This window comes from Faecalibacterium hattorii (assembly GCF_003287455.1).
Lineage (GTDB): Bacteria > Bacillota > Clostridia > Oscillospirales > Ruminococcaceae > Faecalibacterium > Faecalibacterium hattorii.
This window is the reverse complement of sequence record NZ_PRLC01000003.1, coordinates 203,439-213,885: the sequence shown is the minus strand read 5'-3', so window position 1 is coordinate 213,885 and position 10,447 is coordinate 203,439. Positions and strand designations below refer to the sequence as shown.

At 52.6% G+C, this 10,447-nt stretch carries 11 protein-coding genes; 1 reads left to right on the top strand and 10 read right to left on the bottom strand.

Annotation, left to right across the window (positions count from 1 at the left end):
• The 9 genes from C4N23_RS03630 to C4N23_RS03590 all read right to left on the bottom strand — a co-directional run.
• Nucleotides 1-1,209 (bottom strand): relaxase/mobilization nuclease domain-containing protein (locus C4N23_RS03630; protein ID WP_112144100.1); only part of this gene is annotated, 1,209 nt, incomplete at its 3' end.
• Nucleotides 1,172-1,618: a plasmid mobilization protein gene (locus C4N23_RS03625; protein ID WP_112144098.1), complete on the bottom strand. Its 447-nt coding sequence runs from the start codon at nucleotides 1,616-1,618 to the stop codon at nucleotides 1,172-1,174. The genes C4N23_RS03630 and C4N23_RS03625, both read right to left, overlap by 38 nt.
• 880 nt (nucleotides 1,619-2,498) lie before the next feature.
• Nucleotides 2,499-2,738, bottom strand: a complete 240-nt coding sequence (locus tag C4N23_RS03620; protein ID WP_015564590.1) for an HPr family phosphocarrier protein — start codon at nucleotides 2,736-2,738, stop codon at nucleotides 2,499-2,501.
• 15 nt (nucleotides 2,739-2,753) lie between these two features.
• Complete coding sequence (locus C4N23_RS03615; RefSeq protein WP_005940986.1) at nucleotides 2,754-3,722, bottom strand: carbohydrate kinase family protein; 969 nt, start codon at nucleotides 3,720-3,722, stop codon at nucleotides 2,754-2,756.
• 9 nt (nucleotides 3,723-3,731) lie between these two features.
• A complete protein-coding gene (locus C4N23_RS03610; protein ID WP_112144096.1) occupies nucleotides 3,732-5,114 on the bottom strand; it encodes an MFS transporter in 1,383 nt (460 codons plus the stop codon).
• A gap of 33 nt (nucleotides 5,115-5,147) precedes the next feature.
• Nucleotides 5,148-5,540 (bottom strand): VOC family protein, encoded by a 393-nt coding sequence (locus C4N23_RS03605; RefSeq protein WP_112144094.1) that lies wholly within the window; start codon nucleotides 5,538-5,540, stop codon nucleotides 5,148-5,150.
• Entirely contained in the window at nucleotides 5,537-6,598 is a 1,062-nt protein-coding gene (locus C4N23_RS03600; protein WP_005940978.1) for an NAD(P)-dependent alcohol dehydrogenase, read from the bottom strand. Before C4N23_RS03600 ends, C4N23_RS03605 begins: the two co-directional genes overlap by 4 nt.
• A 185-nt stretch (nucleotides 6,599-6,783) precedes the next feature.
• Nucleotides 6,784-7,911 carry an ROK family transcriptional regulator gene (locus tag C4N23_RS03595; RefSeq protein ID WP_044953544.1) on the bottom strand — a complete coding sequence of 376 codons (1,128 nt, stop codon included), beginning with the start codon at nucleotides 7,909-7,911 and terminating at the stop codon, nucleotides 6,784-6,786.
• Between the two features lie 208 nt (nucleotides 7,912-8,119).
• Nucleotides 8,120-8,368, bottom strand: a complete 249-nt coding sequence (locus tag C4N23_RS03590) for a DUF6061 family protein (protein ID WP_112144091.1) — start codon at nucleotides 8,366-8,368, stop codon at nucleotides 8,120-8,122.
• Between the two features lie 576 nt (nucleotides 8,369-8,944).
• On the opposite strand from C4N23_RS03590, the gene C4N23_RS03575 reads away from it, so the two are divergent.
• Nucleotides 8,945-9,196 (top strand): DUF6061 family protein, encoded by a 252-nt coding sequence (locus C4N23_RS03575; protein WP_005922694.1) that lies wholly within the window; start codon nucleotides 8,945-8,947, stop codon nucleotides 9,194-9,196.
• Between the two features lie 310 nt (nucleotides 9,197-9,506).
• Here C4N23_RS03575 and C4N23_RS03565 read toward each other — a convergent pair whose 3' ends face one another.
• Nucleotides 9,507-10,445 carry a ParB N-terminal domain-containing protein gene (locus tag C4N23_RS03565; protein ID WP_005922692.1) on the bottom strand — a complete coding sequence of 313 codons (939 nt, stop codon included), beginning with the start codon at nucleotides 10,443-10,445 and terminating at the stop codon, nucleotides 9,507-9,509.
• Nucleotides 10,446-10,447: the final 2 nt, after the last annotated feature.

Genomic DNA, 10,447 nt, shown 5'->3' with positions numbered 1-10,447 from the left:
GACCATGCGGGCATCCAAGTCTTTGACCACCGCCAGTGCATCGTCGTGCTGGGTTTTCAGTTCGGCAATGCGCTGGTTCAGGGCATCTTCGCTGAGCAGTTTTTTCTCCTGCAGGAGACACAAGGTCTGCGACCAGCGTTTGAGGTTGAATTTTTTCGCCCAACGCTCATAGCCGATGCCCTTGCCTGCAGCAACGTTCGCCTGAATGTCAACCAGTTTCCTGATCTTATCCGGCTTCTGTTCGCTGCTGGGCTGGATGGTGACGGCAAGCTGGATGTTCTGGGAGAGGGCGGTCAGCACCTGCTCCTTTTCCAGCTTCTTGCTCAGTTTCTTGGCTGTGATGAACTTTGTCCGGTCGGGCGGGCAGTAGCTCAACCGGCCTCGGCTCTCCTTCACGGCGATGCCGTGTTCCTGCATGAGCAATGCAGAAAATTCCTCGAAGGTGGTGGTCTTGTTCAGCACAGCGTAGATCTGCTTTCGCAGCTTGTCCAGCTCGGTCTGGTAGACGGTCTGGGTGGGCTGCTGCCCTTCGGCGGCAAGTTTGGCGTTGGCATGGTCGAGGCGGCGTTGTCCGCGCCGCTGCGCCCAATACTCGCGCTCCGAAACATGGTCGCCTTGGGCTTCCAGCAGATTGATCTGGTTCAGGTCGGCTTGCTCGCACATCTCCATGACAGCGACACGGAGGTGCCGGAGCATGGCAGAGGTGCAGCGGTGCTTCTTGCCCGCTTCCCAGTCGCACGGCTTGTCCATGAAAGGCTGCCGTTCCACGGTGCAGACGCGCAAGCTGCCGATGACGATGTGGACGTGGATGTTCCCTGCACTGTTGTGACCGTCCGGGTGGGTGCAGACGATGGCGGGATGACCGGGGAAGTTGTCCTTGCAGAACTGCAAGCCAAGGGCTTGCGCCCGCTCCATGGTCAGGCCGTTCTCTACTGCGTCCTTCGGGTCGAAGCTGATGATATAATGGTGGGTCTTCACGTCCTCCCGCCCGCCGTTCTTGCCGTACTTGCGATTGGCGATCAGGCAGGCCATAGCAAACGAAGATTCGCCGCACTCAAGAGTGTCGAGCAGGTACGAATCCCGCAGCTTGGGTCTGCCCTTCTCGTCCAGAATGGGCAGACCAGTGTACTCGTTGTGCTGAAAGGTGAGATAGCTTTCGGCGGCGGCATAGTTAGAGTTCTTCGAGCTTAAATGCTTGATGGTTGCCATACAGTTCACCAACCGTTTCTTCGGCTTTCAGCCGAAAGTTCGTGAGTGCGGACAGTTCCTCCAGAATTTGCGCCCGGAGCTGCTCGGTGTCTTTGCCGCCGGAGTTGAAGTGCCGTGCAAGCTGGTTGAGGTTGCTTCCCACCTTGCTGCACTGAGCAGACAAGGCGGCAAGCGCCGCCAGTGCATCCTCGCCGCCCTGCGCCACCACAACGGTGTGCTTGACGTTCACACCGTACAGGACGCGGCGGATGAGTTCGGATTGGGTGAGGTGGAGTTCTTTGCAGGCGTATGCGATCCGCAGTTTTTCTTCTGCGGTCACCCTGACTTTGATGATGTGTGTCTTTCGTTTTCGCGGCGTGTCATTGCGGTTCTTCTTTGCGTATACGTTCGGACTTTTCATTTCAGCCATATTCGACCTCCTGTGAAAATGATAAATGCCCGCTCCGGGATGGAGAGGGCTATGTAATGCGACACGCCGCATTCGCACCAACGGTGCGAAGCTAGAGCAGGGTTTGGGGAAGGCACTCCCCAACAAGTGGCAGACCATGTGGACAGCAATTTTTCAAGTATTGAAAATTTGTGGCCACAGGTCGATACTTGCTTTCGCCCTTTCCGTGCAACACTGAAAATTTCAGAAGTCGAACCGCAATGCACGTTGAAAATTTTGCAGAGCAAAACGTGTGAAAAGGCAAAGCCCCTGCTCATGGTCACCGTTCACACCGAACGCAGTTCCTGCCCCTGTTTTGCAGCGGCGTTGTCCGGCTCGCCCACAGAAAGTGTGAGGTCATGGCGCAGTATCTCGTTCAGACGGCTTATGTAAGATTCAAGGTACAGTATGAAGAAAGCCGGGCGCAGTGCGGACACTACAACCTGCTTCTTTCAAGCATCAGAATAACACTTTGCGGTTGTGCGGTCAACAACTAAAAACAAATTTTGGAAGATTGAACAACTACATAAGATTTTATTTGTGAAAAAGAAAAATACCGCCCACGCAGCGCAGCGATGATTTTGTCGGATGAAGTAAGCGGCAAAATAGATCGGGTGTGTTGCGGGGCGGTAAAAATCTTCATGGGGAATAAATCCTCGCCGCTCTGTACTTTTCTACAAAATTGGTGGGATTTGCGATAAAGGGTATCACGGATTGCGGCGAGCGTCAAGATGGTTTTGCAAGTTTTATTGCAGTAAAGCGGTGATAGTAAGACTTATACAAATCAAAACACCGCCCGATTCTGGTGAAGGAGAACCAGAATTGAACGGTGCAAATGGAAGAAGGAGAAAAGCGTAGAAAATCAGACGATGCAATCTGGGAGCAGCGCATGGAGCTGTGTCAGCAGTTCTTCGCAGGAATCGGAATAAATCACAAGGGTAAGCGGATTGCTCAGGTCGAGACTGTAAATGCCAAGCAGGGATTTGGCATCAATGGTATATCGCCCGGAGACTAAGTCCATCTCATAGGGATATTTGGACAGCAAATCTACAAAGTCCTTGACCTGATCGACCTGCCGCATTCTGATCTGTAATTTTGTCATAGGGTATCCTTTCTTTTACATCAGTGGGATAGAGGCAATGCAGTTCTGAATTTCCACCATGGAGGGCATTGCAGGGATTGCGCCGCCCTTTGTCGTGGTCAGACTGCCCGCTGCATTGCCGAAGCGGACGATTTCTTCAAGCTCAAATGCAGGGAGGGTACGCAAATCCTCCGCAGCTTTTCTCCGCAGCTGGTAGTGAATTGCGCCCATGAAAGCATCGCCTGCACCCGTCGTGTCCACGGTAGGCACATCATAGGTGGGAAGATGCCCTGCGCCCACAGCGTTCCGGTAATAAGCACCCTTTGCACCCAGCGATACCAGCACAAGAGATGGCCCCATTTCGAGCAGGGCTTGTGAGCCGCGGGCAAGGTCGCTTTCGTTTGTGATAAGCTGCATTTCTTCCTCGGAAACTTTCAGAAGATCCGCCAGCTTGACACCTTCCTGCATCTGGACAACGGCATCTGCCGGGTGCTCCCACAGAAGCGGACGGTAATTGGGGTCAAAGCTGACCAGCTTGCCCTGCTGCCGTGCATACCGCGCAGCTTCCAACGTGGCGGTGCGGCTCGGGTCGGAGGTCAGAGAGACAGAGCCGAAATGGAAGATGGCAGCATCGTCAATCAGATTCCTGTTGACTTCTGCCGAAGTCAGCATCACATCGGCACCGGGGTTCCGGTAAAAGGTAAAGGAGCGGTCTCCCTTGCTGTCAAGCTGTACGAAGGCAAGGGTCGTGGGAATCTTTTCGTCAATCACCAGACCGGACACATCAATGCTGCTTTCCACAAGGGTCTGGCGGAGAAAATCGCCAAATCCGTCTTTGCCGACTTTTCCGATGAATGCTGTTTTGCCGCCCAGACGGGCATTCATGGCAAGGACATTGGCGGGTGCACCGCCGGGATTCCGGGCAAACAATTCGATGCCCTGTGCATTGGTTCCGTTCGGGGTAAAGTCGATCAGGCTTTCTCCCAAAGCTACAACATCAAACATGGTATCACCTCAACCCGTTTTTTTAGCGTTCAGTTCGGACATAATCTGGTTATACGAACGCTTACTGATTCGGTAGAAGAACAGGACAATCGCTGTTATCAGCCACAGCACACCGGGAAGCAGCGAGAATGCATAGTGCATCGCATTCTGCACGGCAGCATTCTGCACCTGATTGGGGGCAAAACTCAATGCACTCAGCACACCAGCCAGCGCAGAGGTGCCAATCGCCATGCCCAGTTTGTTCCCCAGTGAAACGAATGCGTACTGGAAACCATCGTTGCGGACACCGGTTTTCCACTCGCCATACTCCACGCAGTCGGGAACGATGGCGTAGATGGCGGTATTGAATCCGCAGAAGAAGAACTGGGACAGTGCAGCGAATGTATAGAACGGAATGGGAGAAGAAACTGCACTGAAGAAATAGAGCGCAATCAGGGAAACGCCGGTTCCGGCAGCGAAAAGGGAAGCGGTGTGCCCTTTGTTTCCCAGCTTTTCAAACACGAAGGGGAATGCCGCAGCACCCAGAATGGAGGGAACGATCAGGATCATCGAGTAGATGGTAAACAGATTCTCGTTGCCTTCCACATATTTGAAGTAATAGAGCAGGTCGGCATTGCGGCCATACAGCGTTACACCGAACAGGAACTGACCCGCCAGTGCAATCAGGTAGGGCTTGTTCTGAAGCGCTGCATCCAACTGCTTTTTCAGTGAGACTTTTTTCCGCTCCGGGGGCTGGACGACCTCTTTGGTTTTGGCAAAACAGAACCAGTGACAGAGGGTGAAGATACCGCCGTAAAGGACGGTCACCAGAAGATATCCCCGTGCTGCATTATCACCGCCAAAAGCAGAGATCAAAGGCAGGGTGATGATGTTGATGATATTGATGGCGATCATGGCACAGACGGAGCGAGAGGTGTTGATTTTCGCACGCTCCTCGATGTTCTGGGTCAGGGTGCCGCAGAGCGTACCATAAGGGATGTTCACGCAAGTATAGCCCAGAACCAGTACACAGTAAGTAATGTACATATACAGGCTCTTAGCACTGTCTGACCATGTGGGGTGCGCCCAGAACGTCAGCACGAGCACCACAGCAGTTGCCGGTGCGCCGAACAGCAGCCATGGACGGTAGCGTCCCCAGCGGGAACGGGTACGGTCGCTCAGCGAACCGATCACGGGGTCATTGATGGCATCCCAGAAGCGGGAGACCAGCATCAGGAGGGACACTGCCGCCATGCTGATGCCGCAGACATCGGTGTAAAAAATCATCAAGAAGTTGCCAACGAACATCCAGCTGAAGTTGCAGCCCACATCGCCCATGCCGTAAGCGATTTTACTGATCAGAGGGATTTTGATGTTCGTATCCTGCTGTTTCGGCTCTGCTGTGTAACTCATACGACGCGCTCCTTTCTCCTCTTGACGCGATGCTTATAATTTCTGGCAGAACTCTATTCTCTCTTTATTCGGGCCTTCGACCATGAAAAAGCGAACACCGTTTTCCCAGAACGGCAGTGACTGGATGCTGGAATGCAGCAGGTGCATCCCTGCCTCTTTTGCCGCAGCAAAGGCGGCTTCGATATCGGTCGTTGCCAGAGCTACATGGTCGATTGCTCCGTCCTTTTCCGCCGCACGATGGTTTTCATAGGTTTCGATCATCAGATCGCCAAGCTGAAGAAACGCAACGCGCTCCCCGGCGGCTTTGTTCACCGTTTCCAGCGCAGAAACAAACCCCAGCTTCTTGTAAAATGCAATGGTCTTGTCGAGATCATTTGTTGGGATGCCAATGTGCGCCACACCGGTCAGAACCTGCGGAAAGCTCATACCTTCGTTTCCTCCGCAATCTTCACCACTGCTTTGACGATGTTGGCCTTGTCCGAAATGCTCTTGTCCATGGCATTCTGGATGTCGTCAAAGTCAAAGATGTTGGTCACAATGCCCTTCAGATTGATTTTGCCGGAAGCAACGGCATCGATCGCCATGGGGTAAATGTGGCGATAACGGAACACGGTCTTGAAGGTCAGTTCCTTGTCCAGTGCAAGGCTCATAGGCAGGGTCATCTCGCCGGATTTGGAGTAACCAACCAGAACGATGTTTGCGCCCTTCTGCGCCATCTCAATGGCCTGGCGGGTAGTGATTTCTGTACCAGCAGTCTCGATAACGAGGTCGCAGCCCAGACCATCGGTCAGGTCGAGAATCGTCTGGACAGCATCCTTTTCGCGGCTGTTGATCACACCGTCTGCACCCAGTTCAAGAGCCTTATCCAGACGCTTCTGCATGATATCTACAACGTAAACACGGGAAACACCCTCGGCTTTCAGCGCCATCATGGAGACCAGACCAATGCAGCCTGCACCCATGACCACCGCAGTCTGACCGGCATGAGCACCGCCCTGATTGGCGGCGTGGAAACCAACGGCCAGAGGCTCGATCAGCGCACCTTCCATGGTGCTTACGTTGTCCGGCAGCTTGAAGCAGAGGTTTGCTTCATGTGCCACATACTCCTGAAAAACACCGTCTACCGGCGGGGTAGCGAAGAACACGACATCCGGGCAGAGGTTGTATTTGCCCTCGCGGCAGAACTTGCAGTGACCGCAGGTCTTGCCCGGCTCCAGCGCAACGCGGTCGCCGACTTTCAGATGCTTGACAGCACTGCCAACTTCCACGACTGTGCCGCCCGGCTCGTGGCCCAGCACGAACGGTGGCTTGACCACATAATTGCCGATCGCACCCGTTTCATAGTAGTGCATATCGCTGCCGCAGATGCCAACGTATTCCAGCTTGACAAGAACCTCGTCCTCTTTGGGTGTGGGGATCGGGCGGGTGGTGTAGCCCATCTTGCCGATGCCGTTCATGACTGCAACTTTCATTGTGCCTTTCATAAGATGACCTCCGTTTTTATTTGTTTATTAACTTTTATAAAGTGTTTATGAATGTGACTACAAATTAACACACCGCACAACCAAAGTCAAGCCCTTTTTCGCGGATTCGGAAAACTGCACAAGGAAAAAGCGGCGGAATTGTGCAAAAAATCGAGGACGGCAGGTGCCGTCCTCGATGGGAAGGTTTATAGGTTCTGAATAAAGGCTTCGATATGGAGCAGAGCGGCTCCCAGCGCAGAGGCTTCCAGCCTATAGCGGCTGAACTTCAGGTAGGAACTGTCCGGCTCAAACGTATTACGCTCGACCAGCATTTCCCGGAGCGGTTCGCCAAACTCTGCCAGAAAGCCGCCAACGTAGCCGCCAACAATTACATCACAGTCGAAGGTCATGCGCAGATTATTGACTGCTACAGCAAGGTAAGAAAGGTATTCATTCCATGCCGTTTGCAAAGCTGCATTGCCGGAGCGCAACCCGTCAAAGAATAGTGCAAGATTTCCGTCGGTCAGCTGGGAGAGGACTTTTGCAGAGCAATAGGCATCCAGACAGCCTTTTTTTCCGCAGTAGCAGGGGCGGCCATCGGGAACGAGCGTGTTGTGCCCGAACTCTCCGGCACGAAGATGGTCGCCGCCATAGAGCGCTCCACCGGTCAGAATCGCACCGCCGACACTGTTGCTCAGAGAAAGGTAGACAAGGCTGCGGGGAGATTCGAGGTCGCGCACTTCAGCAAGTCCGGCAGCGTTCGCGTCGTTGATGAACCGGCAGGAGAACGGGATGTAACGGCTGAATTCTTCGGTAGGAACATTCCGCAGACCCAAGGCATGAGAGTAAACCAATGTCTGCCCCTCTTTGTCCAGAATACCGGGCAGCGAAATGCCGACGCCCAAGATTTTTTCGACCGGGCAGCCCTCTTTTTCAATCAGCCCCTGCACGATTCCGGCAAGCATTTCCGCATAGGTGTCCGACCGCTCATAAAGACGCTTTTTACGCTCATAGTGGAGAAGGTTACCGGACAGATCGACCAGAACTGCTCCGACATGATTCTGGGTGATCTCCAGTCCGACCGCAAGTCTGGCATTCCGCACGGGAGCAAATGCTCTCGCCTTGCGCCCACCGGTAGATTCAAAGGTGCCGACCTCCTGCACCAGTCCCATCGCCATCAGTTCTTTGACATTCTGCAATACGGTCGGCCAGCTGTTGTTGACTTTTGCCGCAAGCTCCGGCTGCGAGATTCGGTCGCAGGAAAAAATGCTGCGAATCGTTCGGATGCGGTTGATTTTTTTAACATCACGGTTATTTGCGCCGCTGCCGGTCATGGGCTTACTCACCTCCAAGAGCAGATTCAACATTTGAAAGAAGATTTATAAAGCTCTTTCTTATTATAGAGAATCTGGAAAGATTCTGCAAGGGAAACATTTACAAAAAAGCGTTAGCCGAAAAGAGCGAGTTGCTTATGGATAAGAAGCGATGCTACCAGCTTATGGCAAACCATAGGTCGGTGGGCATCGTGTTCTTTATAGGGACTTAATCTTCCAGCCTGCCGTGGTCGCATCCCAGCGAGAGATAGTGCTCCATCTCTCCTCCCAGCACAAGCTGTGCGTACTCCAGCGGCCTGTTGCACAGCAGCCAGTCCAGCTCTGCCCGCTGTGCGGGGGTGCTGCCGTACTCGTCCTCCACGGCGATGCAGTCGATGGCAAGAGTGGTGCCATCCTCGAACCGAGCTTCCACCCGGTTGGTGTCCATATTGAAGCGGCAGGAAAGTAGTTTGTTCATGGTGAACCTCATTTCTATATCAAACGGTGTCTGTTCGGATGTCCTAAACCCTGCCATAGAACCGATATGTCATGTAAGATTGTTGTTTGGATAAAACTGGAAGATTTTGCACAATAAATACCGTTGAGATCCAGCTTTTGAGACTGTGCGAAACAGCCTGTTTTGCCGGGCTGATTTTGGCTCTGCACACTTTTGCACATTTTCTGCACATCGCAAGGATGGATAACAGGTGCAAAGACGTGCAAGCAATGCAAAGAATGCGATAGAATAACAACGGTAAAATAACGGCAATTCGATCAAAATGACGTTTTGCCGTCAAATGATGAAATGGACAAAATGTGCCATTCGGTTTCTACGAATCAGTAGGCCGGGGGTTCGAGTCCCTTCCATCGCACCAAACCATGAAAATCCGAACCTTTTCTCGATAGGAGAAGGGCTCGGATTTTTTGTTTTCTTCGGAAACGAGAACAATGGCTCTTCCCTTACGGCTGTGTGTCCAAAACCTTATCAGAAGAAAGACCGTATCACGAAGGTCACAACAGTAAGAGTGCCGTAAGGCAGAAGGGACGCAAGATTATGAAGTACGATGCAAGAGCCTGTCAGTTTAACATGGGCACCGGCTGTGTGGAGCTGCTGCTCCGGGATGGGCGCAAAATTTCCATCAACTGCACCGGTGTCGAGGATGCACTGGATGTTACCATGGCGCAGAGGTCTGAACTGGACTACCTCATCTACAATGACCCGCTGGCGTATGCAGAGCTAATTTTGAACGGTGAGCCAGAGGAGTATCTGAGAAATGCGGCTGGAAGTCACGGATTAGAGGACTGAACGCAAAAACAGGGTGCGCCCTGCCGGACGCACCCTGCAAAAATCCACACACGATAAGTAAGGCAGGGAGTTCCCCGACGGGAACTTCCTGTTTTTCTTTGGTTGCGATATGAGCCTGTTCCGCCTGCCATGCAGCAAATTCCCGTTGACCTTCCTCGCTGTTCCAGCAGGCAAGGATCGCCGGATAGAATGCCCGTGCCAGTCGTTCGATGGCTTCATCGGGGTAAGGGGAAATATTTGTGGACTTTTTCTTTTTGTTCAAACGCACACTCCTTTGGATTTCTGTTGACAGCATACAATGTGCCTGTTGTTATGCTGTCTGCTCATCCTCTGCGAGCGCAGATTCCAGCGAAGCAAGGTACTCCTTGTGCTTGTGGATGATTTCGAGAATGACTTCTCGCTGTGCTGTGTCTGGCATAGTTCTCAGAAGATAGTCAAACTCTGTGCGGAAACGTGTTGTAACGTGTTCCAGTGCGACATAATCATGCCGCACTTCTTCCGGGTAAGCATCGCTGTCGTAAACCGATTCGATTTTCTGAAACGGCAATACAGGTGCCTTTCCCGGTTCCCGGATGATGCCATCGGCATCCGGTTTCGGTTCAACTTTCAGTTCCGGGTGCAGGATTTCCTGCAAGGTCTGTGCGCGGGCATCATAGTTGGCTCGTGCAAGGCGGTGCATATCAGCCTTGCTGACTTTTACCTGTTTGTTCAGAATCTTCTCCCGCATACCGGGAATCAGGGATTCAGCAATTTCAACACCTTTCATGTACTTCGATGCGCGAAGTACAGTTGCCTTGCTTACACCATTTTCCTCTGCGATTCGTTCGCAGGTTTTCATGGCTTCACCGGAGTTATCAGTTTGAGAACTCCGGTGAAATCGGCCATTTTCATCATGCGATTCTTTGCGGGCTTCGCCATGAGAGGATTTTTCCGCTTCATATTGCTTCCCGATGAGGAACAGCTTCTGCTCCGGGGTGAGGTTGCGCCGCCCCAACTGATTCTTGCAGATCCATGCGAGGACTTCTTCTCTGCTTTCAAATCGGAGCGGCATGGTGGAAAAGCAAATCTCCGGGTGCTTCTGGAGAATTGCATAACGATTGTGGCCGTCAACGAGGGTGTTGTTCCAGACGATCAAAGGAGAGAGCAGCTTGCCTTCCTTGAGGATGTTTTCTTCAAGCTGCTTGTACTCATCGTCCGTCAGCGGCGGGATCTGATTCTGGAACTCCGGGTCGATTTTCAGATTGATCATAC

Coding starts and splice junctions, on each gene's coding strand:
- C4N23_RS03610 (WP_112144096.1), bottom strand. CDS start 5,114: ATGAGTTACACAGCAGAGCCGAAACAGCAGGATACGAACATCAAAATC.
- C4N23_RS03600 (WP_005940978.1), bottom strand. CDS start 6,598: ATGAAAGGCACAATGAAAGTTGCAGTCATGAACGGCATCGGCAAGATG.
- C4N23_RS03620 (WP_015564590.1), bottom strand. CDS start 2,738: ATGACAAAATTACAGATCAGAATGCGGCAGGTCGATCAGGTCAAGGAC.
- C4N23_RS03565 (WP_005922692.1), bottom strand. CDS start 10,445: ATGATCAATCTGAAAATCGACCCGGAGTTCCAGAATCAGATCCCGCCG.
- C4N23_RS03590 (WP_112144091.1), bottom strand. CDS start 8,368: ATGAACAAACTACTTTCCTGCCGCTTCAATATGGACACCAACCGGGTG.
- C4N23_RS03575 (WP_005922694.1), top strand. CDS start 8,945: ATGAAGTACGATGCAAGAGCCTGTCAGTTTAACATGGGCACCGGCTGT.
- C4N23_RS03605 (WP_112144094.1), bottom strand. CDS start 5,540: ATGAGCTTTCCGCAGGTTCTGACCGGTGTGGCGCACATTGGCATCCCA.
- C4N23_RS03595 (WP_044953544.1), bottom strand. CDS start 7,911: ATGACCGGCAGCGGCGCAAATAACCGTGATGTTAAAAAAATCAACCGC.
- C4N23_RS03615 (WP_005940986.1), bottom strand. CDS start 3,722: ATGTTTGATGTTGTAGCTTTGGGAGAAAGCCTGATCGACTTTACCCCG.
- C4N23_RS03625 (WP_112144098.1), bottom strand. CDS start 1,618: ATGGCTGAAATGAAAAGTCCGAACGTATACGCAAAGAAGAACCGCAAT.